Source organism: Roseomonas indoligenes (assembly GCF_017813365.1).
GTDB classification, from domain to species: domain Bacteria; phylum Pseudomonadota; class Alphaproteobacteria; order Acetobacterales; family Acetobacteraceae; genus Roseomonas; species Roseomonas indoligenes.
Window position 1 is genome coordinate 38666 of the sequence record NZ_JAGIZA010000004.1, and the last position, 26298, is coordinate 64963.

Consider the following 26298-nt stretch of genomic DNA (forward strand, 5'->3'; position numbering starts at 1 on the left):
CGCCCTTCGAGGCAAGCAGGTCCGACTCCGCGTCGGCGGGCCCGGCAAAGTCCCTCATCGTAGCGGCCATGCTGTCCGCACAGGCTGGCCGAAGAGCGGCGGGATGCATCGGATCGCGAGGCCTACCAATAGCATCCCCTCTCGATCTGCTGGGACGCGGGCGGCGCCTCCTCCCCGCTCGGGCGGACCCAGGCCGGGGTCATCGCCGCCTGGAAGAAGGGCTCCTTGTCCCAGCGGCGTCCGCGGATGCCGAACAGGACCTGGGTGGGGCCGCCCATGTGGAAGCCGATCCGGCCCATCCGCTTCGCATGGGCCGCGAGCAGGATGGAGAGGCCGCCGGCGCCCACCAGCAGCACGTCATAGGGCTCGGCCTCCACAGCTTCCGTCACCCGCGCCAGCCGAGCCTCCCAGTCCGGCTCCGCCGGAGGCGCCAAGCCGGGGGAGAGAGGCATCAGCACGGTCCGCAGGCTGAACTCCGGCAGAACGGCCCGACCGGGCCAGATCTCCGCGCGGCGGGCGTATTGGCGTTCGATCGTACGGGCGAAGGGGGACACGACCGTCACCCGGCGCCCGGCTAGGTGCCGCGACCAGGGATCGTCGAAATACCAGGGATCCATAGCCTTCAGCGAGATCAGGCGGGCCTGGGTCGCATGGTGCAGCAGCACCTCCGGCTCCCCCGGATAGCCCATCACACCCATGACATCGAGCTGCGACGCGGCCTCGACCAGCGCGGCGCAGAAGCGGTCGATGGAGGCGTCGTCCACGGGAAAAAGGCCGACATTCAGGAAGAGCTGAGCCCGGAGCCGCTTCGGGTAGCTCTCCCCTTGCCGCCGCGGGCCAAGGTAGAAGCCGGTTGCCTCGCCCTCCAGCCCGCCCACCTTGCCAACGCCGAGCGGCCCGCCACGCTCCATTGCTCGCGCTAGCAGGGTCTGTCCGGCCTCATCGGTTCCGGCCATGCGGTCCGAAAACAGCCAGCGGATCCGGGCATCCCGCACGCGCTGGCGCATCCAGTCGTAGCCGGGATGCAGCAGGTCCCAAAGTGCCGGATGCTCCCGGACGAACTGGGCGAGGGCACGTCGCGCTTCCATGGCGCGGGCGTATCCCAGTATCAAAAAGATTGACAGTGCCGCTTTCGTGGTATTCCAACGGTGTTAACGAAATGTTGTTGCATCCGAAAATTGTGTCGCACCGGGTAAAGGTTTTCAGAAGCGAGACCCGTCTGGGCGCCAGCGTCAGCAGGATTGGGTTGGCCAACTGGAACGGACAGAACAGGGCTGCTGGTGCGGATGGTGTTCGGAGATGAGTGGATGCAAGCGGTCCTAAGATCGCCCGGGAAGCTCGCCGGCCAGGCTGCGCCCCGTTGATTCTCGACATCGAATCTCTCGAGGATGGTGCGACGCTGGAGGCTGATCTCTGCATCCTCGGCGGTGGCGCGGCGGGGATTACGCTGGCCCTGCAATTCCTCCGCGGCCCCGGGCGGGTGATCCTGGTCGAATCAGGCCGACGCGCGCCGCACCCGGAGAGCCAAGCCCTGTATGAGGGCGAGGTTGCGGATCCCGCCCTGCATCCCCCCGTCCATGCCTATCGCGCCCGGCGGTTCGGCGGCTCCACGACGCTCTGGGGCGGCCGCTGCGTGCCGCTGGACCCGATCGATTTCACCACCCGGCCCTGGATTCCCCATTCCGGCTGGCCCTTCGGCGTGGAGGAGTTGGCGTCCTGGTACCCCGCCGCCAACGCCCTCTGCGAGGCCGGCGAATTTGACTACTCGGCCGCCATCGCCGTCCCCGGCGGAATGCGGCCGATGATCGCGGGCTTCGCGCCCCGCGACTTCTCGGAGGACGGAATCGAGCGCTTCTCCACGCCCACCGATTTCGCTGGCCGCTACGCCCACCGCCTGGCAGCCAGTGAATCCGTGCGGGTGGTCCTGGGCGCGAACTGCACGGGGCTGGAGACGGCCCCTGAAGGCGGGCGGGTGGCGGCGCTGCGGCTCCGCACGCTTTCCGGGCGGGGGGCCACGATCCGGGCAGCGAGGGTGGTGGTGGCGCTGGGCGGGCTGGAGACGCCGCGCCTCCTGCTCGCCTCCCGCGGGCCTGGGGCGGAGGCGGGGGTGGGAAACGGGCAGGACCTCGTGGGCCGCTACTACATGAGCCACATCGCCGGCACCTCCGGCCGGCTGCACCTCGCCGTGCCAAGGGACGCCGTGAACGCGGGCTACGAGGTGGCGGAGGACGGCACCTATATCCGCCGGCGCCTGCACCTGACGCAGGAGGCACAGGAACGCGAGGGGGTGGGGAACGCCGTGATCCGGCTGCACTTTCCCCGCATCCCAGACCCGTCCCATGGCAGCGGGGTGCTGTCCGGTCTCTACCTCGCCCGCCACCTGCTGCCCTACGAGTACCGCAAGCGCCTGGAGACGCCGGGGGACCGCCCCTCCGTGCTGCGCCACCTTCGGAACGTCGTGGCCGATCCCCTGAGCGCCACCGGTTTTGCCTGGACCATGCTGCGCAAGCGCCGGCTGGCCGCGCGGAAGTTCCCCTCCGTCATCGTCAGGCCGCCGGGCAACGTCTTCTCCCTCGACTTTCACGGGGAGCAGGAGCCGAACCCCGAGAGCCGCGTGACCCTGGCGGATGCGACGGATCCGCTGGGCGTTCCGCGGCTGCGCGTGGACTGGCGCGCGACGGCGGGCGACATCCGCACGGCGCAGGTCTCCTTTCGCCTCCTGGCGGAGGACCTGGCCCTTTGGGGCCGCGGCAGCCTCTCCTACGACCCGGAGGAGGTGGGCGCGGATATGCTGCGGGACGGCGCCTATGGGGGCCACCACATCGGCACGGCCCGGATGGGCGCCACCCCGGCAACGGGCGTGGTGGACCCGGAGTGCCGGGTGCACGGCATGGCCAATCTCTGGGTGGCCGGCAGCGCTGTCTTCCCCACTTCAGGCCAGGCGAACCCCACCCTCACCGTGGTCGCGCTCGCCCTGCGGCTCGCCGCGCACCTGAAACGGGAGATGCAGCCCTGCGCGGTTCCGGTGGGATAGGCTGCTCAGGCGGTCCGCAGGAACCAGGCAGCCGCCTCGGCGATCGCCTTCCCGGGCGGGGTGCGGGGGAAGCCCAGGCCGGCATCGGCGCGGCGGTGGTCGAGGGTGATCTCCTGCCCGAAGAGTCGGAGAAGGGACGGGGGGATGGGGTCAGGGGTCCGCACCCCCAGCCGGCGGGCGCCGATCTCCGCCACCTTCAGCGGGTAGGCCGCAAGCTTCTCCGCCTTCAGCCTCCAGCCGGGGATGCGGCGCAGCGGCGTGGCCCCGATGGCGCGCGCGAGGTGCAGGAAATAGGCGTTCCAGTCGCCCGGATCGGGGTCGGACACGTTGAACGCTTCTCCTGCAGCCTCCGTCCGGCGCAGTGCCGCGATGGTGGCACCGACGAGATCGGCGACGGCAGTGAGATTGCAGGTTCCGTCCCCGCCCGGCCCGAGGTCGCCCAGCCGCCCGGCCCCCAGCAGCCGCGCCGGGCGGGCCGTCCACCCCTCCGATCCCGGTCCGTGAACGCAGCCCGGGCGCAGCATGACCACCTCTCCGCCAGCAGCCGCGTGCTCGCGCAGCTGCCGCTCGGCCTCCGCCTTGCTCTCGCCATAGGCGCCGTCGGGGGAAAGGGGCGCGCTCTCGTCCACCAGTCCGGTGACCCCGCCGTACACGGCCATGCTGCTGAGGTGGACGATGCGCCGCGCCCCGGCTGCTTGGGCCAGGGCGCGCACGCCGTCCAGCATTGCCGCCGGTTCCGCGGCCACGCAGTTCACCACCGCCCCCGCTCCATCCAGCGCCGCGGCGAGGGACTCGGGGCGGGTTGCATCCAGCAGGCGGGCTTCCACCCCGGCCGGCCCCTTGCCCGGCCGCCGCAGCCCCGCCAGCACGGGGAGCCCCGCGGCGGCCAGCCCGGCCACCATGTGGCGCCCGATGAATCCGCCGGCCCCGAGGACGAGCACCGGCAGCGGCTTGGAAGGTTCCGTGGCGAGTGATGGCATTCGCGGGCCTTAACATTCACCCACCGGGGCGGCCAGCTTCGGCGGAGGTCGGTATCGCCAAGCGTAAAGGTCATGTTATCCGGGGGCCATGTATTGCGGCTTCATCCCTCTCCCGGGCAGATCGGACTGGCGATCGTGAGGACTGAAGCAGGCCGCCAAGGCCCGCCCGCGCGGGCGCAGCCCCACCAGATCGGGAGAGCCGGTTCTTGAGCCTCGTCCCCAGCGCCAGGCGCACCAGCACGCCGGCCGCCCTGCCGCGCGCGCCCCTGCCGGAGGCGCCGCCGCCCGCCTCCGGCTTCGCGCTGGCGCCCCGCGACGTCCTGACCACGATCTTCATTCGCAAGCGCTGGATCGCGCTGGCCTTCCTCGTTCCAGTCGCCCTTTCAGTCCTCGCCGCGCTGGTGATCCGGCCCCGCTGGCCGGCGGAGGGGCTGCTGCTGGTGCAGGTGAGCCGCGAGAACGTGGGCGCGGCCGACCTGACGGGCACCGGACCGACGGTGGTGAGCGTAGAGATGCCGAAGGTCGTCCAGTCGGAGCTGGAGATCCTCCTCTCCGACGTGGTGTTGCGGCGCGCCCTGGAATCGGCCCCACCCGGCTCCATCCTGCCGGGCACGGGGGAGCGCCGCTTCTTCGGCCTGCTGCCGCCGGCGGAGGATTCCATCCCGAGGGCGGCGCAGCGCCTGCGCCAGTCGATGATGGCGCTCACCTCCGCCACCTCCAACCTCATCCGCGTCTCCGCCGCCCTGCCGTCTCGGGAGCGGTCCATCGCGGCGCTGCGGGCGGTGTTCGACGCCTATGTCGCGCAGCGACGGGAGATCTACGCCCAGACCGACGCGGCGGTGCTCTCCGTCGAGACGGACAGGATGGCCTCCGACCTGCGCTCCCTGGACGATGAGATCGCCCGGGTGCGGTCCGAGGCGCGGGTGCTCGACCTGCCACAGGATATCCAGATCGCCAACACGCGGCTGGACAGCGCGACCACCCGGATCGACGCGCTTCGCGAGCGCAAGGCTTCCACCGACGCGCAACTCGACGCCGCGCGGTCCCGCTTGGCCGCCTATCCGGCCCGCGTCGTCGCGGCGGCAGAGACGACGAACCTCGCCCCGAATGACGACAGCCGGAACGAGTTGACGCGGCTGACCCTGGAGCGGCGCCGGATGGCGCTGCAGTACGCGCCGGACTGGCCGCCGCTGCGGGAGCTGGACCAGCGGATCGCCACCCTGCAGCAGAGCATCGCCGGCAACCGCAACACCCGCTTCGAGACGGTGCGCGAGGTGCGGAACCCCGCGGTGGAGCAGGTCTCCCTCCGGATCGCGACGCTTGAAGTGGAATCGGACGCTGCCGGCAAGCAGATGGCGGAGTTGGAAAGCCAGCGTGCCGAGGCGCGGGCCCGTGCGGAATCGCTGCTGCGGGTTGAGGCGCAACTGCGCGACCTCGGCCGGCGGCGGGACGCGATGGAGGCCTCCTTCCGGCAGATCGCCAACCGTGAGACGGGCGCGCGCATCGCGGAGGACGCCCGCCGTTCCCGCTCGCCTTCGGTGATCGTGGCCCAGGCCCCCGTGGCGGCATCGCAGCCGCGGGACTTGCGCCCTGCCTTCGTGGTCGCGGGCGTGCTCGGCGGGATCATCGCGGCGGCCTCTGCGGCCGTGCTGCTCACCCTGTTCCGCCGCAGCTTCGCCACCACGGATGAGGCGGCGCGCGGCCTGGGCCTGCCCGGCCTGGCCTCCATCCCGCCGAACGTGAAGCTGGTCGGCGGCTCCACCACGCCGCAGGTCACGGACCTGGCCGCGATGCTGCTGGACGCGCGCTCCGGCGGGGAAAGGCTCGCCGTCATCCAGTTCGTCGCCACCGACGAGGAGGACGGGCGCAGCGCCATCGCGCTTACCGTCGCGGCGGAGATGGCGCGCTCCCGCGGGCTGCGGACGCTGCTGGTGGACCTGGAGACGGATGGGCGGTCCTATCTGGCGGCCATGGGCTCCCACCCCGTGCACGAGCCGGCGGATCCCGACAACCTGATGGCCTTCAACACCGCCATCCCCAGCCTCTGGGTCGCCTATGGCGCGCGGCAGAGCATCCTTGGGGACGCACATGCCGGGATCGAGCGCACCGTCGCGCTGCTGGCGAGGCTGCGGCGGGACCTGGACGTGGTGGTAATCGTCGCGCCCACCGAGGCGGAGGACTACGCCATGCGGCGTCTCACCGCGCTGGTGGACGCGAACGTGCTCGCGCTGCGCGCGCAGCGGACGGACAAGTCCGTGGTCCGCGCCGCGCGGGATTCCGTGCTCTCGGCCGGCGGTCGGCTGGTGGGCTTCGTCATGAGCGGCGAGCGGCCGGTGCTGCCGCGCCGGCTGGCACGACTGGTGGCCTGATGCGTGCTCTCCTGCTGCTGTTCCTCCTCGCCGCCTGCGCGACGGGAACCGACAATCTCGGCACCACCCAGTCCGTGCGGGTGCAGGAGCGGATGCCCGAGGGATTCGCGGCCTGGACCGACGCGCCCGCCCCCTACCGCTTTGGCGCCGGGGATCGGGTGAAGGTGCAGTTCCTGCTGACGCCGGAGGTGAACGAGACCTCCCTCGTGGCGCCGGACGGCACCATCTCTCTCCGCGTCGCGGGCCGGGTGGAGACCGCCGGGCGCACCACGGCGGAGTTGGAGCGGGCGGTCGCCGCTGCCTCCCGCCGGATCCTGACAAATCCGATCGTGACGGTAGGGCTGGACGAGGCCGGTTCCTCCGTCGCCTTCGTCGGCGGGCAGGTGCGGCGGTCCGGCGCCTATCCCGTCACCGGGCGGCGCGGCATCGCGGAGGTGATCGCCCAGGCCGGCGGGCTGGAGGACGCGGCGCGGATGGACCAGATCGTCCTCATCCGCCGCTCTCCGGAGGACCGGCCGATGCTGCGGGTGGTGAACCTGCAGGCCTTCGTCTCCGGCGCCGATCCTACGGGCGACGTGCCGCTGATGGCGGGCGACATCGTCTTCGTGCCGCGCAACCGCCTGTCCGAGGTGGGGCTTTGGGTAGACCAGGCGATCAACCGCATCATCCCCTTCTCCCGGTCCTTCTCCTACGCCATCAACAAGAACACGCCCGGGAACCTGTTCTGATGGGCGGGCTGCGCTGATGCGGGAGATCGCGCTTCTCGGCCGCGCGCCGGTGGCGCCGCTGGACCTGGCCGCGGCCGAGGCGGCGATCGCGGCGCGCGATCCGGCGGAACCCTTCGCCTATGTCGTCACGATCAACGCGCAAATCCTGCTGCTGGCGGAGGACCCGCGCAGCGGCCTGCGCGCCGCGCATGCGGGCGCGTGGCTCCGGCTGAACGACAGCGGCATCCTCGCCCGCCTGCACCGCTGGGCGCTGGATGAGGGGGTGCCGATGGCCGCGGGCAGCGATCTCTGCGCCGCGCTGCTGAACCGGGTGATCCGGCCGGAGGATCCGATCGCGATCATCGGCGGCGGACCGCTTCTCGTGCCGGCTTTGAAGGCGCGCTTCGGCCTTCTGCACGTCGCACAGCACGAGCCGCCCATGGGCTACATCGACAATGCCGCGGCGCGCGAGGCGGCGATCCGCTTCATCGAGGAGAACCCTGCGCGCATCACCTTCGTCGCGACCGGCGCGCCGCGCTCGGAGCGGCTGATGCAGGCCGTCGCCGCGCGCGGCCGCGCGACGGGGGTGGGGATCGCCGTAGGCAGCGGGCTTCTCTTCGCCGTGGACCTCACGCCCCGCGCCCCGGCCTGGATGCGGCGTCACGGGCTGGAATGGCTGCACCGGGCCTGGACAGAGCCGCGCCGCCTCGGCCGCCGCTACGTGGCGGACATGCTGCCCCTGGCACGGATGGCCCTGGCCGCACGGCGGGGGCGCCGGTCCTGATCGGGCGGCTGCTCCGGCCGGGCCTTCTCCGTTACGCCCTTGCCTTCGCCGAGCAAGGGCTGACGTCGCTCCTGTCCCTTGGCGTCACGCTCTGGCTGATCCGCCGCGGCACGGCGGAACAGCTCGGCAGCTACGTCTTCTGGGCAAACCTCGTGCTCGTGGCGGGCACGCTGGTCGCGGCCTTCACGTCCGTGCACCTCTACCGATTGCCGCCCGGCCCGGGCGGGCGATGGCAGTCGGAGCGGGCGATCCTTTCCGCCAACCTTCTCCTCGCGGCACTGTCCGGGCTGGCCGCGGCGGCGCTGGTGTCCGTGCTCGGGCCGCCCCTCGGGATCTGGACGGCCGTCCTGCTCGTGCCAGGGACGGTGCTCGGGCTGCACGCCCGCTCCCTCGCGGCCTCGCGCGGAGCGTTAGGGCTCTCGGCCGCCGTCTCCGCCGTCGCCTTTCTCGCCGTCGCGGCGGTGCTGGCGGCGGAGTCCGCCCTCGGCGATCCCCCTTCGGTGCCGCTCCTGCTTGCCGCGAACGGGCTGGCGCAGGGGCTTGCCGGGGCGGCCGTCATCCTGCGCCTGGCCGGGAAGGGGGCCGCGGATTTCGGGGCGGGGGCGCGTCGGCGCTGGCGGGCGATGGCGCGGCGGTCCGGCTGGGCCTTGCTGGCGGGGGCGGCGAACGAGACCTTCACCCGTCTCTACATCTTCCTCGTCGCGGCATGGTTCGGGCCGGTTGCGCTGGCAGGGCTTGCGGCCGCGCAGGCGATGCTGCGTCCGGCCACCCTCCTGGCCGGGGCCTTCGGCGCCGCGGCACGGGCACCGCTGGCGGCCCGCCGGCACGAGGGGGATGCCCGGGGCTTCTGGCGGCTGCTGGCGATCGGCGCCACGGGGCCGGCCCTCGTCACCCTGTTGCTCGGCGCGGGCATGGCGCTGCTCTGGCCCTTCGTCGCGCAACATGTCTTCGGCGGCCGCTACGAGGGGCTTGATGGAGTGGTGCTGCTCTGGGCCGTGGTGATGGCGATCAGCTGCTTCTGGATGGCCGGACTTTCGGCGCTGCACGTGCTGGGCCGGCTGCGGGCCCTGGCGGCGGCCGAGACGGGCGGGGCACTGACTGCAGCGGCCGCCATGCCGCTCCTGCTGCACCTCCTCGGGCCCCCCGGTGCCCTTCCGGCCATCGCACTGGGCGGGGTGGTGCAGGTGTCCCTCATGGCGCGGGGCGTGCGGCGCGGCCTGGCGGCAGCCGGCGCGCGGTAGGGCCTACCCCGCCGGCTGCTCCAGCCCGATGCGTCCGCCTTGCGGGACCGGCGTGGCGGTGTCGGGCCATCCCGGCTGGTCGGCGGCCATCCCCGCCGCGTCCCGCATCCGCAGCCACCAGGCGATCACGGCGACGGTGACCACCGGCCCTGGCGCGTACATCACGGAATAGACGACGGAGCAGAGCAGTTCGAAGGCGACGTAATCCATCAGCGCCGACCGGAAGGCCGTGCCGTTCCGCGCGGCGCGGGCGGTGATCAGGGCGCGGGCATGGATCGCGGCGATCATCGCGAAGCCGATCGCGCCATACTCCATCAGCACGCCGAGCCAGCCGATGTCGGTGAGCCAGAAATCCGCGTAGCCGAAGAAATCGGCCATGGTGATCTCGGAATAGGAGGAGGTGGATCCGCTGCCGAAGAGGAGCTTCAGCGGGTCCGAGGTGATCCAGTCCCAGGCGATGACGGAGGAGCGGAGCCGGATGAAAAGGGACTCGTCGAAGATGTGGCCCAGCAACTCGGGCAGGCCGGGCCCGTACACCATGGCCGCCCCGGCCACCGGCAGCATCGCGAGGGCGCCCAGGCCCCAGAGCCAGCGCGACGGGAGGCGCAGGACGAGGGTCGCCGTCATGATGAGAACGGAGACGCCGATCGGGAGCCGGGCCTTGTACATCGTGGCGAGCGCGACGACGGCGGCGACGGAGACAAGGAACTGCCAGGGCCGCCATTCCAGCAGGAAGCGCCGCCACATCCAGAACAGCGCCAGTTCGCCCAGCATCATCGGCATGCGGATGTAGTTCCCGCGCCCGTCATCCCAGGAGAACAGGTTCGCCCCGAAGGCGCCGGGCTGGTACCAGGCCTCCGGGACCGTGAACCAGAGCAGCACCATCGACCCGAAGGTGGCGAGGCCGAAGGCGAGGGCGCCGCGCTTGAGCGCCTCCTCGGAAGGGCGGAGCAGCAGCAGCGTGGCGGCAAAGGAGAAATAGAAGGTAAGGGGCCAAGCCCGGATCGTGGAGAGCAGGGCATCCACGAGAGAATTCGGCAGGTAGATCATCGAGAGGAAGGGCGTGACCGCCAGCGAGTAGGCGCAGAGCAGCAGGTAGAGAGGCCCATCCGGCAGGCGCAGCGCCGTCGCGCCGTAGAGCAGCAGGGGTGCCATCAGCACGGCCCAGCCCTTGGAGAGCGGATAGAGCAGGCTGGTCTCCGCCTTGTAGTAGAAGATCTGGAAGAACATCGGCAGAAGCAGGAACCAGGGCCAGGGCGGGCCCGCGCGCCCTGCGCCGGCCGCCGGACGGGCCGGCAATTCGCCGAGGCCGGCGCTCTGGGCTAAGGGGCTGCGCATGCCTGTCCTCGATCCTGGAAGGGCGAAGCTCGTCCGCCCCGACACCGCCGGCAAGCCGGAAGGGCGGCCCACCCGCCGGGCGCTGATCGCGGCGCCCCTCCTTGCGGCCCCTTTGTCCGTCCTGCCAAGCCTTACTGCGCGCTTTCCAGGTGCTGTGGCCGAAACGCAAGGCCTGGGCGCCCTGGCGGCGGCGTGCGGCATCGTTTTCGGCACCACCCTGACGCGTGGGCAGGTTGAGGAATCGCCGGAGATGCGCCGGATCGTGGAGGCCGATGCCGGCATGGTCGTGCCGGGGCTTGAGCTGAAATGGGCTGGCCACCGTCCCTCGCCGGAAGGCTTCGACTTCCGGGATGCCGACGTCATGGTCCGTTTCGCCGAGGAGCAGAGGAAGGCGCTGCGCGGCCACGCCCTGGTCTGGCACGAGGCGCTGCCGCCCTGGTTCGCCGGCGCGCCGACCGATGCCGCGGGGATGCGCGCCCTGCTGGAGCGGCACATCCGCACCGTCGCTGGCCGCTATGCCGGGCGGATGCATTCCTGGGACGTGGTCAACGAGCCGGTGGAGCCCTGGTACCGCCGCCCGGACGGGCTGCGGGACACGCCCTTTCTCCGGGCGCTCGGGCCCGGCTACATCGACCTGGCCTTTCGCCTCGCGCACGAGGCGGACCCGGCCGCCCGGCTGGTGCTGAACGAGTACGGGCTGGAGATGCCGACAGAGGACAACGCTGCCCGCCGCGCGGCGGTGCTCGCGCTGCTGCGGGGCATGCGGGCGCGGGGCGTGCCCGTGCACGCGCTGGGCATCCAGGCGCATCTCTCGGCCGCCAATGCCCGGAGCTTCGACCCGTCCGTCCTGCGTAACTTCATCCGCGATGTGGCGGCTCTGGGGCTGGAGGTCTACGTCACGGAACTCGACGTCACCGATCGCGGCCTGCCGCCGGAGATCCCCGCGCGGGACGCGGCGGTCGCGCGATGCTACCGCGCCTTCCTCGACGCGGTGCTGGCGGAAACCGCCGTGCGGGTCGTGGTGGTCTGGGGAATCAGCGACCGCTACACCTGGATGAACGACAGCCCGAATGCGCGGCGGGAGGACGGCCTTCCCGTTCGGGCACACCCCTACGACCAGGACTTCCGCCCGAAGCCGGCATGGCACGCCATGGCGGACGCCTTTCGCGCCGCGCCGCCGCGGTGATTCAGGCTCTCGACCTGGCGTGCCAGGGGCGGGAGGAGACGGAGATTTTCTCGCGTTCAGGTTGCGTTAGGTGCAGCAGACCCAAATATTCTGCGATAAGAGACATGCGGGGCCGGACTCGCCGGGGCCGGTCCGCGCAGAACCGGAGTCATCATATGGGAGCCCTCCTGGATCTCGTCCGCCGCGCGCTGCGGGCCGGGGTCCGACTGGCCGGGGCGGCGGCGCTGCTTCCCGCCATGGCCGTCGCCGCGCCACAGGGGGATGGTCCCGTCCGGCTGCAGGTGGTCGGCGGGCTGGCGGGCGTCAGCCAGTACACGCGCTTCGAAGAGCCCTTCTGGACCAAGCGCCTGCCCGAGATCACCGGTGGGCGGGTCACGGCCGATGTCGCGCCCTTCGACCGCAGTGGCATCCGCGGTCAGGAGGCGCTGCGGCTTCTGCGCCTGGGCGTCACGCCTTTCGGAACGGCCCTTCTCAACCTCGTCGCGGCGGAGGAGCCTGAGCTCTCCGCCCTCGATACGCCGGGTGTCTCCCCGGACATGGCGACGCTGCGCCGGGTGATCGCCTCCAACCGGCCCTGGCTGCAATCCATGCTGCGGGAACGGCACGAGACGGAGCTGCTGGCCGTCTACGTCTACCCCGCCCAGGTCTTTTTCTGCGCGCGCCCCTTCGCGAGCCTGCTGGACCTCCGCGGCCGGCGGATCCGCACATCTTCCGCGGCGCAGTCCGAATGGGTCGCCGCGCTTGGGGCGGTGCCCGTCGTCATCCCCTTCGCAGATATCGTTCCCTCCATCCGCGCAGGTGTGGTGGAATGCGCGATCACCGGAACCCTCTCGGGGTGGCAGATCGGGTTGAACGAGGTGACCAGCCACGTGCATGCCATGGCGCTGACCTGGGGCGTCTCCCTTTTCGGGGCGAACCGAGCCTATTGGGAAGGCCTGCCCGCGCCGCTGCAGGAGACGCTGCGGCAGGAACTGGGCGAGTTGGAACAGCGGATCTGGGACGCCTCGGAGGCGGAGACGGGGCTGGGGCTGGCCTGCAACACCGGGCAACCGACATGCCCGCCGGAGCAGATGACGGGCCTTGCCGGATCGGGCTCTCCGCGCTCCCGGGGGCGCATGACGCTGGTGCAGGTCACGCCTGAGGACGATGCGCTGCGGCGTCGGCTCGTGCGGGAGGTGATCCTGCCGCGCTGGGCCGACCATTGCGGACCGGGCTGCGCGGAGGGGTGGAACGACCGGGCCGGCGACGCGCTCGGCGTTGCCGTGACGGCGACACGGTAAGCCCGGCACGCCATGCCCGCCCGCCGCCTGATCCGCTCCGTCCAGTCCCGTTCCATCGGCCTCTCGGTCCTGGTCGGCACGCTCGTCCTCCTGGCGATCTATGCCGGCGTGGCGCAGGTCATCGTGCGGCAGGGGCGTGACGCGGCGGTGCAGAGCGCCGGGGAAGCGGTGGCCGATGCGGCGGATACCGCGGCGGCTTCCATCAACCGCAGCTTCCTTGCGGTGGACAGCGCCCTGGCCGGCCTGCCGAACCTGCTCGCCCCCGCCCTTTCCGGCATGGCGCCGGACATGACGCCGGCGGCCCGTTCCGCCGCGCTCTCCCGCGTGCTGATGGGGCTGAGCGACAGCAGCCTTGGCTTCCGCGACCTTATTCTTCTGCCAATCGAGGGCGGGTCTCCCCTGGCCGCCGCCGTGCCGGGCTCCCGACGCCGGCCGCCGCCGCTGCCGCACTCGGCCCTGGTCGCCCCGCCACAGGCCGTGGCGGGGGCGCGGGGCGGCGTCACCATCGCCGGCCCGGTGCCCAATCCGGCCACGGGGGAATGGGCCCTGTTCCTCGCGCGGCCCGTGACGCTGGCGGGAATGCCGCCGCTGCTCGCCGTGGCCGAGGTTCCCGTGCCCGTGGTGGCGGCCGGGCTGGCCGGCTACGGCGCCCGGGGTGAGACGGAAGGTCTCCGCATCCTGCTGATCCGCAGCGAGGACCGCGTGCTGCTGGCCAGCGCCCCGCACGACGAGGCGCGGATCGGCCGCCCCGTGGCCCGCCCGCTCACTGAGGGGACGGAGCCCGGCCGCTTCACCGCGCTGCGGCGCACCCTGTACTCCGGTATCCACGTGGTCACGGTGCAGGACAGCGGCCCGGCGCTGCGCGACTGGGAAGCGAACGAGAACCGGATCCTCTACGCCGCCACTGGGCTGGCCGGGCTGACCGTCGCGATCGCCGCCCTGCTCTGGGCCATGCTGCGGCAGCGCGACACCGCCGAGGCGGAGCGGGCACGGGGTCGACAGCTGCTGGAATCCTCCATCGAGGCGATGTCGGACGGCTTCGTCATGTGGGACGAGGAGGACCGGCTGATCGTCTGCAACGACCGCTACCGCGACTTCTACCGCGAGAGCGCACCGGCCATCCGAGCGGGCGCGACGCTGACGGAGATCATGCGCTACGGCGCGGAGCACGGGCAGTATCCCCAGTCCGGGCCGGACAAGGAGGCCTTCGTTGCCGAGGCAGTGGCGCATTACCGCCACCCCTGGAACACGGCACCGGTGGAGCGCCTATTGCCGGACGGGCGCTGGGTTCTTGTGACGGAACGGCAGGTGCCGGGGGGCGGCTCGGTCGGCATCCGCACCGACATCACCCAGCAGAAGCGCGCCGCGGCCGACCTGGCGGAAGCGCGCGATCAGGCCGCTGCCGCCGGCGCCGCCAAGGGCCGCTTCCTCGCGCGGATGAGCCACGAGCTGCGGACCCCGCTCAACGGTGTGCTCGGCATGGCGCAGGCGCTGGCGAGCGACCCGAACCTGACGCCGGAGCAGCGGGGCAGGGCGGCCATGCTGGAGGCAGCGGGACGGCACCTGCTGGGGGTGGCGAACGACGTGCTGGACCTTGCCCATGTGGAGGCCGGGCGCATGCCGCTGCGCCGCGCCCCCGCGGGGCTGGCGCCTTTGCTGGACACCTGCGTGGACCTGATCCGCCCGGCCGCTGCCGCACGGGATATCTCCGTCTCGGTGCAACACGACTTGACCCTGCCGCCGGGCATGATGCTGGACTCGACGCGCGTGCGGCAGCTCGTGCTGAACCTTCTCTCCAACGCCGTGAAGTTCACGCCGGCGGGTGGGCGGGTGATGCTGAACTCCCGGCGGAAGGTGGAGCAGGGCGTCGAGAGGCTGTGGCTGGAGGTGCTGGACACCGGCCCGGGCATTCCGCCCGACCAGCGCGGCAATATCTTCCGCGACTTCGTGCGTCTGGAACGGCCAGGGTCCGACGTCCCGATGGCGGAGGGCTTTGGCCTGGGCCTCGCTATCTCCACCGGCATCGCGGAGGCGATGGGCGGGAAGATCGGCGTGGACGACAATCCTGAGGCGGTGGAGCAGGGCCGGACCGGCGCGCGCTTCTGGGTCGAACTCCCGCTGGAGCGCGCGGAGCTGCCCACCCCGGTCCCTGTCGCGCCCGCCGTCTGCACGGGGACGGAACGGCTGCGGGTTCTGGTGGTGGATGATGTGCCGACCAACCGGCTCGTTGCCCGCGCCCTGCTCGAGCGAGCCGGGCACGATGCGGAACTGGCCTCGGGCGGCGCAGAGGCTTTGGACGCCGTTTCGGCTGCCTGCCGGGCCGGCCGGCCCTTCGACCTTGTGCTGATGGATCTGGCAATGCCCGGCATGGACGGGCTGGAGGCGACCCGTCGCCTGCGCGCCCTGCCGGAGGATGCGGCCCGCTCCGTGCCCGTGGTGGCGCTGACCGCCGGCGTCTTCGACCGCGACAACGCGGCCTGCCGGGAGGCGGGGATGTCGGGGTACTTGGCGAAGCCCGTGACCAGGGAGGCGCTGGTCGCGGAATTGGAGCGGGCCTGCTCCGCCCGCCTCAGGACGGCGCAGGCGCCGGCTCCGGCAGCGGAGTAGGAGATCGCCCACCTCAAGGGCGAGCGATCTCCGGGCAGACAGGAAGGACCTATCGCGGGCGGGAAGCTTGCCTCCCCGGACCTGATCCAGGCACCCGCAAGACTGACCTGCGGGCCCGCTTCGAGCGGTTCTGATTTCCCTTGGCGGTCGTTTCGATCTGTGGAAGATCGAGTTCGGAGCGCGCCCGGATCAGAACCCCTCTGCCGCCACCTCCTCGGCTCGGCGCCAGACGCGGAGGAAGTTGCCGGCCCAGAGGAGGCCGATCGCCTCGCGGTCGTAGCCCCGGCGGTGCAGCGCCTCCGTCAGTCCGCCCGTCTCGCCGGCGTGCATCCAGCCCGTCACGCCGCCGCCGCCGTCGAAGTCGGAGGAGAGGCCGACATGGCGCAGGCCGATGCGGCGCACGGCGTGGTCCACGTGATCCGCCATGTCCTCGACCGTTGCGCTGTAGCGGCCGTCCGGGCCGGGGGCTCGCAGGAAAGCGGGCACGGCGGTGATCTGGATCAGCCCGTCTGAGTCCCGCAATGCGTCCAGCTGGGCGTCGTCCAGGTTGCGCGGATGCGGCCGCAGCGCGGCACAGCAGGCATGGGTGGCCACGATGGGCGCGCGGGAACACTCGACGGCCTGCATCATGGAGTCGCGGGAGGCGTGGGAGACGTCCACCAGCATCCCCAGCCGGTTCATCTCCTCAACCGCGCGGCGGCCGAGGGCGGAGAGGCCGCCATGCAGCACCGCGGGCTCCGGCCGGCCGTGACGGGGGCGGGCGGAGTCGGCCAGGTCGTTGTGCCCGTCATGGGTGAGGGTGAGATAGATCGCCCCCAGGCCGCGCCAGAGGGCGAGGCGGGAGAGGTCGTGCCCCATGGCGTTGCCGTTCTCCACCGCCGTCAGCACGGCAGTCGCGCGGGCGGCATGGGCCGCCTCCAGCTCCGCCACCCGGGTAACGAGGCGGCGGCCCTCCCCGTGGGTGGTGTTCCGGATCGCGCGCAACATCGCCTCCGCACGGGCGCCGGCTTCCGCGTGGCCTTCCGGCGTGCGCGGGCCCTGCGGGGTATAGGCGATGAAGACGACCGCCTTTAGCCCGCCGGTCCGCATGCGGGCGAAGTCCACGTTCCGCGCGGTTTCTCCGCGCGGGTCGGTGTGGTCGGGCCAGGGGATGTCGACATGGGTGTCGAGGGTGAGGGTCTCGGCGTGGATCTCGGCGTGCATCATTCCACCAGGGGGCTCTAATTCGTGCGGGCGGCGGAGATGCGGGAGATCATCCCCGCCAGGGCCTGCGGATCGAGCCAGCGGAAGACGGCGACGATGCGCGTGGCCGGCTCGATCCAGATGGTGTTCCCGCCGGCCCCCACGGCCAGCAGGCTGTCCCGGTCCGCATCGGGGAAGCGGCCGCTGCGGTTCAGCCACCAGAGCAGACCGTAATCCGGGTGCAGCGCCACGGGGCGGCCGGATTCCGCCACCCAGCCCTCCGGAAGGATCCGCTGCCCGGCCCAGGTCCCGTCGTTCAGCATCAGCAGGCCGATCCGTGCCTGGTCCTCGGCGTCCGTCACGATGCCGCCGCCCCAGTGGCCACCGCCGGGCACGGAGACGACGGGCCTTCCGCCGATCTCCACGGCGGCGTTGCGGTAGCCTTCCCAGCGCCAGTCCGGGGAAGAGCCGATCGGGTCCGCCACGCGCTCTTTCCAGACCTCCGGCAGGGCGCGGCCGAAGCGGTGGAGAAGGGCTAGGGAGAGAACGTTCACGCGGACGTCGTTGTATTCCCAGTGGCCGCCGGGCTCTGCCAGGGGGCGCGGCCAGCCCTTGGGCTTCTTTCCCTCGCTGGCCAGGTCGCGGCCGCGGTCGATCTGGTCCGCCTTGCCGAAGAGCGTGCCCTCCCATTCGCTGGTCTGCTGCAGCAGCATCCGCCAGGTGATGGCACCGTTGCGCGGGCCGCTGAAGGCGGGGTCGTCCACGCTGGCGGAAACGCGGGCGTCCAGGTCGGCGATCAGCCCGTCCTGCACCGCGAGGCCGGCGAGGATGGAGAGGCAGGATTTGGCGACGGAGAAGGTCATGTCCGCCCGGCGCGTGTCGCCCCAGCGGGCCGCCAGCACGCCGTCGCGCAGGACCAGCCCGTTCGGGGCGCCGCGCGGCACCACGGGGCCGAGCAGCTCGTTGTCGGGCGCCGGCTCGAAATGCCCGCCTTCCAGATGGGCCAGCAGGTCGCGGGGGAAGGGGGACTCGTGCGCCCCGGCGAAAGCCACCGCCTCGGCGAGCCGGGCGGGGTCGAAACCCAGCGCCTCGGGCGCGGCTGCGGGGAAGGGGGCGGGATAGGGAGGTAGGAAGCTCATGGCGGGGGAAGGTGGACCCTCCCGCGGCTCAGGGCAAAGGGGGCGGAACCACCGTTCCGCCTTGGTGTCGCAGGGGGGAATCCCTACATCACGGCCATGACGCAATCCCCCCAGATCCCCCCCAACGGCACCGAGGTCGCCCTGCTCGGCGGCGGCTGCTTCTGGTGCCTGGACGCCGTGTACCGCAACCTCAGCGGCGTCTCCGAGGTGGTTTCCGGCTATGCCGGCGGCCAGATGCCGAACCCGACCTACGAGCAGGTCTGCAGCAAGACCACCGGCCATATCGAGGTGGTGCGCGTGGTCTTCGACCCCGGCGTGATCTCCTATGCCGATATCCTTCGGGTGTTCTTCACCATCCACGACCCGACCACGCGCGACCGCCAGGGCGCCGATGTGGGCCCGCAGTACCGCAGCGTGATCTTCTTCGAGAGCGCGGAGCAGGAGGCGGCGGCCCGCGAGGTGATGGAGGAGGTGAGGCGCGAGGGCCTCTACAACGGCCCGATCGTGACGGACCTGCTGCCCGCCCCGGTCTTCTACCCCGCAGAGCAGGAGCACCAGGACTACTTCGCCCGCAACCCCTGGTCCGGCTACTGCCGCGCCGTGGTGGCGCCGAAGGTGGCCAAGTTCCGCAAGGGCTTTGCCCATCGCCTGAAGGAGCGCGCGGCATGAGCGGCGAGACGATCCAGCGCAGCGACGAGCAGTGGAAGGAGGACCTCTCCCCCGACGCCTATCGCGTGCTGCGCTGCCACGGGACGGAGAGGCCGGGCACCAGCCCGCTGAACGTAGAGAAGCGCGACGGCGTGTACCACTGCGCCGGCTGCCAGTCCCCGCTCTTCACCAGCGACACGAAGTACGAGAGCGGGTCCGGCTGGCCATCCTTCTGGAAGCCGATCGAGGGGGCGGTCTCGACCGTGACGGACCGCTCACATGGCATGCTGCGGACCGAGGTGCGCTGCGCGGCCTGCGGCGGCCATCTCGGGCACGTCTTCCCGGACGGCCCGCGCCCGACCGGTGAGCGCTACTGCATGAACGGAGTCGCGCTGGACTTCCACCCGACGAACGAGGACGGCATCGCGCTGGAATGATGCCGCGCTTCCGCCTTGCCGTGGCCATGGCGGAATGACACCCCTGCAAGGCGGGCCCGTGCTACAGGGCCCGCCGGAGCACCGGCAGGGACGCCGATGATTCCGGATCCGTCATGGGTCCAGCGCATTTGGGATGGGTTGCCATGTGGCGAGAATGGCGCGGAAGGGGTGGCGCCGGGGTGCCGGACCCGTTAACCCGCCCGCCCTATCGTTCCATCTTCCGCGGGCGCGACGGCCGCGCCGCCCGACCTGCAGCCGGAGCCGTCCCCATGCGTCGCCTCGCCCTCGTGCTGCCCATCCTCGCGGCCGGCCTTCTTCCCGGTCCCGGCCGGGCTGAGGTGATCTTCGTCGTCAATTCCATGGATCCCGGCGTGCAGGTGGTGGATTCGGAAACCCGGGCGGAGATCCGCCAGATTCCGGTCCTGCGGGAGCCGCATCACCTCGCGCTCTCTCCCGCCAGGGACGTCCTGCTGGTGGGAGATTCGGGAGGGAACGAGATCCTCTTCCTCGATCCGACGACCGGCGAGGTGAAAAAGCGCGAGCGCATCGCAAATCCCTACAATCTCGAATTCAGCCCGGACGGGAAGACCCTCGTCGTCACCGGGCTGCGCCGGGATCAGGTGGACATCTACGGCTGGGACGGGCCGACCATGGCGCTGACCCTGCTCGGCCGGGTGAAGCCGGGGGATATGCCCAGCCACATCGCCTACCGGCCGGACAGCAAGATGGCCTACGTCACCGTCCAGGGCAGCCGCGCCATCGCCGGGATCGACCTGGAGACGCGCCAGATCATCTGGACTCTCCAGGTCGGGCGGGAGCCGGCGGGGATCATCTGGCACAATGGCAAGCTGCTGGTTGGCGTGATGGGCGCCGATTACGTGGCCGTGGTGGACCCTGAGGCGCGGAAGGTGGAACGCCAGATCCGCGTGGGGCGCGGAGCGCATGCCCTGTTCCCGTCCCCCGGTGGTGGCCCGGTCTACGTCACCAGCCGGGTGGACAGCCGAATCACGGCGCTGGACCCGGTGACGCTGGACGTCATGCGCACCTATGACGTGCCGGGCGGGCCGGACTGCATTTCCTTCGACGAGCACGGGCGGCTCTGGACCACGCTGCGCTGGACGCGCCAGATCGGCCTGCTGGACCCGGAGACGGGGCAGGTGGCCACCTCCCCCGTAGGTCGATCCCCGCACGGCATCTTCTTCCGCGCCAAGGACCTCGTGCAGGCTCGGAACGAGGCGCCGGCCGTGCCGGTGGCGCGCTAGCCATGGCCGGTCGCTGGCGGGGTGGGCTGCGCCGGGCCGTGCTGGGCGGCCTAGCCGCGCTGGCCGCCTTTCCGGCCCTGGCCCAGGCGCCGACCTGCCGGGGAACCCTCTATCTGACGATCGACACGGGCTGGTCGCGGGAGGCGGAGGAGATCGCCGCCGTGCTCCGCCGCCGCAACGTGCGTGCCACGCTTTTCCTGGCGGATGAGCCCACATTCCGGGGCGACCGTACCCTTTCCCCGGCCTGGGCCGAGTTCTGGCGGGCCCGGGCGGCGGAAGGGCATGTCTTCGCCAGCCATACCTGGCGGCACTGGTACTTCTCGGGCGACCCCGGCCCGGGCCGTGTCCGCTACGCCTCCCGACGTGCGGGGGAGGGGGCGGAGGTCCTGGACACGGCGGCGCTCTGCGCGGAGCTGGAGCGGCCGGTCCAGGCACTGAAGGCCATGGTGCCGGACGCGCGGATCCTGCCCCTCTGGCGGGCCCCGGGCGGGCATACCACGCCGAATGCCGTGTCCATGGCGCGGCAGTGCGGCCTGACCCACCAGGGCTGGACCGCCAACGGCTTCCTGGGCGACGAGCTGGATGCCCGCGCCCACCCGAATTCCGCCCTGCTGAACCGGAATCTCGCGAATATCCGCGATGGCGAGGTGCTGATCATGCACTGGGGCGTCCGCAGCCGGCGGGAGCCTTTCGCCGGTATCCTGGAACCGCTGATCGCCGGTCTGCAGGCGCGGGGGTTCTGTTTCGACACCCTGCCGGCAGAGGGACGGCGCTGATGCTCGACACGATCTCCCGCGGCTACGACGCCTTCACCAGCATCCTGTTCCAGAACGGCGTGCAGCCCCTGCTCTACGCCTTCGGGATGATGGAGTGGGAGGAGGACGCCTTCGCCTGGATGGACTTCATCGTCTTCGGCGTTCTTCAGGTCCTGGTGGTCTATGCCATCTGCCGCCCGCTGGAGGCCTGGCGCCCGGTGGAGCGCTGGGACGACCGCCGCGTGGTCTGGACGGACGTGACCTACACGCTGCTGGCTCGGCTGGGCGTGCTGCCGCTGATCGCCTTCGTGCTGCTAGCGGGCGTTCAGGCGCAGTTCGACGGCTGGCTGACCGACATGGGCTGGGTTCCGCCGACGCTGGAGACGCTGATCCCCGGCCTCGACGCACGGCCGCTGCTGGCCTTCGCGCTCTATATCCTCATCATCGACTTCGGGGAGTACTGGCGGCACCGGCTGCAGCACACCCTGCCCTGGTGGTGGGCGCTGCATTCCATCCACCACGCCCAGGAGAAGATGACCTTCTGGACGGATGACCGGAACCACATCATCGACGACATGATCGCGGCGCTCTGGGTTGGTGGCCTCGCGCTGCTGATCGGCGTGCCGCCCGGGCAGTTCCCGCTGATCGTCCTGATCATGCGCGTGGCGGAGAGCCTGTCCCACGCGAATGTCCGGCTCTCCTTCGGTGCGGTGGGGGAGCGGCTGGTCGTTTCCCCGCGCTTCCACCGCTTTCACCACGGAATCCTCTCCGCCGGGGAAGAGGGGCGCAACTTCGCCGTCCTCTTTCCGGTCTGGGACATGATCTTCCGCACCGGCGACTTCCGGCGCGATGTCTTCCCGCGCACGGGCGACCCTGAGGCGCCGGCGAGCCTCGTCCATGGCGGCTGGTGGCGGCAGCAGCTGGACGGCACCCGCCGGCTTGTCGCCGCGATCCGCGGGGCCCGGGCGGGGTAGGGTGAACCCCCGCCCGCTTCAGGAAGCGAGGCGAGCGGGCTCGGCGCTCAGGCGGCGCAGCGCTGGCAGCACCTTGGTCCCGAAGGCCTCCAGCGAGGCGAGGACGCGCGGCGCGGGCAGGCCCGTGAAGCCCATATAGAGGCTCCAGTGGCTCGGCGAGAGGGTGTGGAAATCCTCCGCCAGCAGTTCGGCCACACGCGCGGCGGGGCCGATCGGCGCGTTCTCCAGCAGCCAATCGATGCTCGGCTCTCCGGCGAAGGGGATGGAGCGCATGAAGGCGCCATCGCGCTGCGGCTCCTCCTCCCGCAGCGAAAGGGTGGTGCGGATGAAGCGCAGCATGCCCTCCGCGGCCTGGCGCCTCTCCGCGGGGTCATCCGTGACAAAGACATAGCGCTGGATCGCGAGCTTCAGCGCCGATTCGGGCAGGCCCCCGGCGCGGAGCGCAGCGAGCAGCTTTTCCCGCAATGGCAGGGCGGCCGCGGCACGGCGATGGCCCTGGCTGATGAAGAGCGATCCTCCGGCCCGGGCCGCGCGCTGCAGCAAGCGCGGCTCCCCACCCGCGAGGAAGAGGGGCGGCACGGCGCCCGGGAAGGCGGCGACCGGCGCGTCCGGCACCGTGAAGTGCTTGCCGGCATATCCAACACGGCCGGTGGTCAGGCCCTGCGCGATGATGTCCCAACCCTCTTCCAGGATCGCGGTGCGCTCCTCCATGGGAATGCCGTAGGTGCGGAACTCGTGCGGCTGGTGGCCGGTGCCGAGGCCGAGCATGAGCCGGTTGCCAGAGAGCGCCTGCAGCATCCCGACCTCCTGCACCACGCGCAGGGGGTGGTGCAGCGGCAGGACCACCACGGCCGGGCCGAGGCGCAGGCGGGTCGTCACCGCCGCCAGATGCGACACCATCATCAGGGGGGAGGGGCAGACGGAGTGGCTGGTGAAGTGGTGCTCGGCAAACCAGGCGCCGTCGAAGCCCAGGCTCTCCGCAAGCCGCACCTTCGCCACCGTGGTGCCGAGGATCTCGGCCGGGGTCTCGTCCGGGCGGTTCTGGGACATGAGGTTGAAGAGGGCGATGTCCACGCGAGGTCTCCGGCTGCCGGGGCGGCCTGCAGCAGAAACGGTGCCAGGACGGGGATGGCACCTATCTCGCGCGGCCAAGTTTCCGCGTCATTCCGGCATCCACCGCCCGCAACCCGCTGCGCTCGGGCAGAGGAATCGGAACGCCGTTGAGGTCGCAGGGGACAACAGCGCGGCGGGTGAGGCCGGTCAGTCGTTTCAGGCTGGAGGTCCGCCGCTCCGAGTAGCCGGCGAGCATCACGTCGAAGCTTTCCGACAGGCCGGTCTGGACGGCGACGACCATGCCCCAGTCGCCCACACGCCCCATGGCCATCTCGCCCCGCTCCGAGGCGCGGAGGCGGACGAGATCGCCCACCTCGTAGCGCGAGACATAGGACCGGCCGTCCGGATCATAGCTGATTTCCATGGCGCCGCCGAAGGCTGGGGTTGGCCACCATCATCCGCCAATCCGGTGAACGGATTGCTGATGCCCCGAGCCATTTAGGACATCCACTTCATAAGGATATCTTTATGTCGCTTGACACCTACCTCGGGCTCCGGTCAGATGAGGGCGTCGAGGTTCCCCGGCGCGCGACCCTGCGCCGGGGCTAAGAGGGAACCCGGTGCAGGCGTGCGAGCGCCAAATCCGGGGCTGCCCCCGCAACTGTGAGCGGCGAGCCGAGGTCCATCACGCGTCACTGGCGCCCGGGGTTCACGCCCAGGCGCCGGGAAGGCCGGACCGGAGGCGTTGACCCGTGAGCCAGGAGACCTGCCCCGGCACATAACGTCCTCCGGCGGGGTGTCCGGTCAGGTCGCAGGTCCAGTACGGACGGATTCCGCCAGTGGCGGGATACGCCCGCGCGACGGCTCGCGGCTGCCCTCCGCGCCAACACAGCAAAGGCGAGGTCCATGTCCGTCACTGTCGCAACGCTCGGCTTCCCCCGCATCGGCCCCCGCCGCGAACTGAAGACCGCGCTCGAGAGCTACTGGTCCGGCAAGTCGGACCGCGCCGCGCTGCTCGCGGTCGCCGCCGGGCTGCGGGCGAAGACCTGGGCGCGGCAGAAGGAGCTCGGCGTGGACCACGTGCCGAGCAACGACTTCTCCTTCTACGACCACGTGCTCGATACCAGCGCCATGGTCGGCGCCATCCCCGGCATCTACGGCTGGACCGGTGGTCCTGTGGACCTCGACACCTATTTCGCCATGGCTCGGGGCGCCCAGGGAGCTGAAGGGGGCGAGGCGCACGCGGATTGCGGGCACGGCTGCACCCACAAGGCCGTCGACGTGCCCGCCGCCGAGATGACGAAGTGGTTCGATACGAACTACCACTACCTCGTCCCCGAGTTCTCCACCGGCCAGTCCTTCGCCCTCTCCTCCACCAAGGTCGTGGACGAGTTCCTGGAGGCGAAGGCGCAGGGCGTCCACACCCGCCCCGTGCTGCTCGGCCCCGTGACCTTCCTCCGGCTGGGCAAGAGCCACACCGGCGACGTGAACCGCGAGGAGCTGCTGCGCGCCCTGCTGCCTGTCTACGAGGAGGTTCTGCGCCGCCTCTCCGCCGCGGGCGCCGACTGGGTGCAGATGGACGAGCCCTGCCTGGTGCTGGACCTTACCCATGAGGACCGGGCCCTGCTGGCGATGGCCTATGAGGCGCTGGGGAAGGCCGCGCCGGCGGTGAAGCTGATGCTGACGGCCTATTTTGGCGGGCTGGGTGAGAACCTGGACGAGGCGGTGAACCTGCCGGTCGCCGGGCTGCACCTGGACCTGGTGCGCGCGCCGGAGGAGCTGGAGGCCGTGCTGGCGAAGGCCCCGAAGGAACTGGTGCTCTCGCTCGGCGTGGTGGACGGCCGCAACGTGTGGCGCGCGGATCTGGAGACGATCCTGGCGCGGCTGGAGCCGGTGGCGAAAGGTCGCGACATCGTCCTCGCCCCCTCTTGCTCCCTGCTGCACACGCCGATCGACCTGGCGCAGGAGACGGCGCTGGACGAGGACGTGCGGAGCTGGCTCGCCTTCGCCGTGCAGAAGATCGAGGAGCTGGCGACGCTGGCCCGCGCCCTGAACGAGGGGCGGGCGAGCGTGGCCGGACCCCTCGCGGCCTCCTCCGCCGCCGCCGCCGCCCGCAGGACCTCTCCCAAGATCCATGACGGCGCGGTCGCGGCGCGGCTGAAGGCCGTGGATGCGGCCATGACGCGGCGCAACCTGGCCTTCGCCGATCGGCGCGGGCTGCAGGCGGAGGCGCTCGGCCTGCCCGCCTTCCCGACCACGACCATCGGCTCCTTCCCCCAGACCGAGGAAGTCCGGCGCGCCCGCGCCGCCCATGGCAAGGGCACGATGACGGACGCGGACTACGAGGCTTTCCTCCGCGAGGAGACGGCCCGCACCGTGCGCTGGCAGGAGGAGATCGGGCTGGACGTACTGGTGCACGGCGAGTTCGAACGCAACGACATGGTGCAGTACTTCGGGGAGCAGCTCTCGGGCTTCGTCTTCACGAAGCATGGCTGGGTGCAGTCCTACGGCTCGCGCTGCGTGCGCCCGCCGATCCTGTTCGGCGACGTCTCCCGCCCCAAGCCGATGACAGTGGGGTGGTGGACCTATGCCCAGGGCCTGACGGAGCGGCCGATGAAGGGCATGCTGACGGGCCCCGTGACCATCCTCAACTGGTCCTTCGTGCGCGACGACGTGCCGCGGGAGCTGGCCTGCCGGCAGGTCGCCCTGGCCATTCGGGACGAGGTGGCGGACCTGGAGAAGGCGGGCGCGAAGGTCATCCAGATCGACGAGGCCGCGCTGCGCGAGGGGCTGCCGCTGCGCCGGGGCGACTGGGAGCACTACCTGGACTGGGCGGTGGAGTGCTTCCGCATCACCGCTTCCGGCGTCGCGGACGCCACGCAGATCCACACCCACATGTGCTACTCGGAGTTCAACGACATCATCGCGGCCATCGGCGACATGGACGCGGACGTGATCTCCATCGAGACGGCGCGGTCCAGGATGGAGCTGCTGGGGGCCTTCGCGGATTACAGCTACCCGGCGGAGATCGGGCCGGGCGTCTACGACATCCACTCCCCCCGCGTGCCGGCGGTGGAGGAGATGACGGGGCTGCTGGCGGCCGCGCGGTCCCGCCTTTCGCCGGAACAGCTCTGGGTGAATCCGGATTGCGGCCTCAAGACCCGCAAATGGCCTGAGACCCGCGCCGCCTTGGTGAACATGGTGGCCGCGGCGAAGCAGGTGCGGGAGCTCGCCTGACGGTTACCCCTGGAAGACAGGGTTCGAAGACCAAGATCGGGGGCCATGCACCGGTGCGGCCCCCGGTCCCGCCAGCCGCCCGGAT

General features: G+C 71.3%; 21 protein-coding genes and 1 riboswitch. Of the genes, 14 read left to right on the forward strand and 7 right to left on the reverse strand.

Annotated features, from left to right (window positions below; translation table 11 throughout):
• Positions 1-122: 122 nt before the first annotated feature.
• Positions 123-1088 carry a hypothetical protein gene (locus J5Y10_RS07525; RefSeq protein ID WP_209372348.1) on the reverse strand — a complete coding sequence of 322 codons (966 nt, stop codon included), beginning with the start codon at positions 1086-1088 and terminating at the stop codon, positions 123-125.
• Positions 1089-1360: 272 nt separating this feature from the next.
• Between J5Y10_RS07525 and J5Y10_RS07530 the strand changes: the two genes are divergently transcribed.
• Positions 1361-3034 carry a GMC oxidoreductase gene (locus tag J5Y10_RS07530; RefSeq protein WP_209372350.1) on the forward strand — a complete coding sequence of 558 codons (1674 nt, stop codon included), beginning with the start codon at positions 1361-1363 and terminating at the stop codon, positions 3032-3034.
• A gap of 5 nt (positions 3035-3039) precedes the next feature.
• On the opposite strand, the gene J5Y10_RS07535 is transcribed toward J5Y10_RS07530, so the two are convergent.
• Positions 3040-4014, reverse strand: a complete 975-nt coding sequence (locus J5Y10_RS07535; RefSeq protein ID WP_209372351.1) for an NAD-dependent epimerase/dehydratase family protein — start codon at positions 4012-4014, stop codon at positions 3040-3042.
• Positions 4015-4220: 206 nt separating this feature from the next.
• Between J5Y10_RS07535 and J5Y10_RS07540 the strand changes: the two genes are divergently transcribed.
• The 4 genes from J5Y10_RS07540 to J5Y10_RS07555 are packed head-to-tail and all read left to right on the forward strand — an operon-like array spanning position 4221 to position 9115.
• On the forward strand, positions 4221-6383 hold the full coding sequence (locus J5Y10_RS07540; protein WP_209372352.1) for a GumC family protein: 2163 nt from the start codon (positions 4221-4223) through the stop codon (positions 6381-6383).
• The gene (locus J5Y10_RS07545; RefSeq protein WP_209372353.1) at positions 6383-7111 is read left to right on the forward strand and encodes a polysaccharide biosynthesis/export family protein; all 729 of its coding nucleotides are present in this window, start codon (positions 6383-6385) and stop codon (positions 7109-7111) included. The genes J5Y10_RS07540 and J5Y10_RS07545 overlap by 1 nt, the downstream gene beginning before the upstream one ends.
• A 16-nt stretch (positions 7112-7127) precedes the next feature.
• Positions 7128-7874, forward strand: a complete 747-nt coding sequence (locus J5Y10_RS07550) for a WecB/TagA/CpsF family glycosyltransferase (RefSeq protein ID WP_209372354.1) — start codon at positions 7128-7130, stop codon at positions 7872-7874.
• On the forward strand, positions 7763-9115 hold the full coding sequence (locus tag J5Y10_RS07555) for a hypothetical protein (RefSeq protein WP_209372355.1): 1353 nt from the start codon (positions 7763-7765) through the stop codon (positions 9113-9115). The genes J5Y10_RS07550 and J5Y10_RS07555 overlap by 112 nt, the downstream gene beginning before the upstream one ends.
• 3 nt (positions 9116-9118) lie before the next feature.
• Here the strand turns inward: J5Y10_RS07555 and J5Y10_RS07560 are convergent, their stop codons facing one another.
• On the reverse strand, positions 9119-10453 hold the full coding sequence (locus J5Y10_RS07560; protein ID WP_209372356.1) for a hypothetical protein: 1335 nt from the start codon (positions 10451-10453) through the stop codon (positions 9119-9121).
• Between J5Y10_RS07560 and J5Y10_RS07565 the strand changes: the two genes are divergently transcribed.
• The 3 genes from J5Y10_RS07565 to J5Y10_RS07575 all read left to right on the forward strand — a co-directional run bounded on the left by J5Y10_RS07565 (position 10452) and on the right by J5Y10_RS07575 (position 15526).
• A complete protein-coding gene (locus tag J5Y10_RS07565; RefSeq protein WP_209372357.1) occupies positions 10452-11639 on the forward strand; it encodes an endo-1,4-beta-xylanase in 1188 nt (395 codons plus the stop codon). The two genes, J5Y10_RS07560 and J5Y10_RS07565, sit on opposite strands and share 2 nt — an antisense overlap.
• 155 nt (positions 11640-11794) lie before the next feature.
• Positions 11795-12919 carry a TRAP transporter substrate-binding protein gene (locus J5Y10_RS07570; protein ID WP_209372358.1) on the forward strand — a complete coding sequence of 375 codons (1125 nt, stop codon included), beginning with the start codon at positions 11795-11797 and terminating at the stop codon, positions 12917-12919.
• Between the two features lie 12 nt (positions 12920-12931).
• On the forward strand, positions 12932-15526 hold the full coding sequence (locus J5Y10_RS07575; protein WP_209372359.1) for a hybrid sensor histidine kinase/response regulator: 2595 nt from the start codon (positions 12932-12934) through the stop codon (positions 15524-15526).
• A 189-nt stretch (positions 15527-15715) separates the two neighbouring features.
• On the opposite strand, the gene J5Y10_RS07580 is transcribed toward J5Y10_RS07575, so the two are convergent.
• Entirely contained in the window at positions 15716-16732 is a 1017-nt protein-coding gene (locus J5Y10_RS07580; protein ID WP_209372361.1) for a dipeptidase, read from the reverse strand.
• Positions 16733-16746: 14 nt separating this feature from the next.
• Positions 16747-17847 (reverse strand): serine hydrolase domain-containing protein, encoded by a 1101-nt coding sequence (locus tag J5Y10_RS07585; RefSeq protein WP_209372363.1) that lies wholly within the window; start codon positions 17845-17847, stop codon positions 16747-16749.
• Between the two features lie 96 nt (positions 17848-17943).
• Here J5Y10_RS07585 and msrA point away from each other — a divergent pair, with 96 nt between their 5' ends.
• The 5 genes from msrA (at position 17944) to J5Y10_RS07610 (ending at position 21923) form a co-directional block, all read left to right on the forward strand.
• Positions 17944-18516, forward strand: coding sequence for a peptide-methionine (S)-S-oxide reductase MsrA (gene msrA / locus J5Y10_RS07590; RefSeq protein ID WP_209372365.1), 573 nt, complete (start codon positions 17944-17946; stop codon positions 18514-18516).
• The gene (gene msrB / locus J5Y10_RS07595; protein ID WP_209372367.1) at positions 18513-18932 is read left to right on the forward strand and encodes a peptide-methionine (R)-S-oxide reductase MsrB; all 420 of its coding nucleotides are present in this window, start codon (positions 18513-18515) and stop codon (positions 18930-18932) included. The genes msrA and msrB overlap by 4 nt, the downstream gene beginning before the upstream one ends.
• 269 nt (positions 18933-19201) lie before the next feature.
• Entirely contained in the window at positions 19202-20194 is a 993-nt protein-coding gene (locus J5Y10_RS07600) for a YncE family protein (protein ID WP_209372369.1), read from the forward strand.
• Between the two features lie 2 nt (positions 20195-20196).
• Complete coding sequence (locus J5Y10_RS07605; RefSeq protein WP_209372371.1) at positions 20197-20970, forward strand: polysaccharide deacetylase family protein; 774 nt, start codon at positions 20197-20199, stop codon at positions 20968-20970.
• Positions 20970-21923, forward strand: coding sequence for a sterol desaturase family protein (locus tag J5Y10_RS07610; protein ID WP_209372373.1), 954 nt, complete (start codon positions 20970-20972; stop codon positions 21921-21923). The genes J5Y10_RS07605 and J5Y10_RS07610 overlap by 1 nt, the downstream gene beginning before the upstream one ends.
• Before the next feature lie 18 nt (positions 21924-21941).
• Here J5Y10_RS07610 and J5Y10_RS07615 read toward each other — a convergent pair whose 3' ends face one another.
• Together J5Y10_RS07615 and J5Y10_RS07620 are read right to left on the reverse strand one after the other, a co-directional pair.
• Positions 21942-22997 (reverse strand): LLM class flavin-dependent oxidoreductase, encoded by a 1056-nt coding sequence (locus J5Y10_RS07615; RefSeq protein WP_209372375.1) that lies wholly within the window; start codon positions 22995-22997, stop codon positions 21942-21944.
• Positions 22998-23058: 61 nt separating this feature from the next.
• On the reverse strand, positions 23059-23400 hold the full coding sequence (locus J5Y10_RS07620; protein ID WP_209372377.1) for a hypothetical protein: 342 nt from the start codon (positions 23398-23400) through the stop codon (positions 23059-23061).
• Positions 23401-23533: 133 nt separating this feature from the next.
• A riboswitch (cobalamin riboswitch) is annotated at positions 23534-23764 on the forward strand.
• Between the two features lie 118 nt (positions 23765-23882).
• On the opposite strand from J5Y10_RS07620, the gene metE reads away from it, so the two are divergent.
• On the forward strand, positions 23883-26213 hold the full coding sequence (gene metE, locus J5Y10_RS07625) for a 5-methyltetrahydropteroyltriglutamate--homocysteine S-methyltransferase (RefSeq protein WP_209372379.1): 2331 nt from the start codon (positions 23883-23885) through the stop codon (positions 26211-26213).
• The last annotated feature ends 85 nt before the right edge of the window (positions 26214-26298 follow it).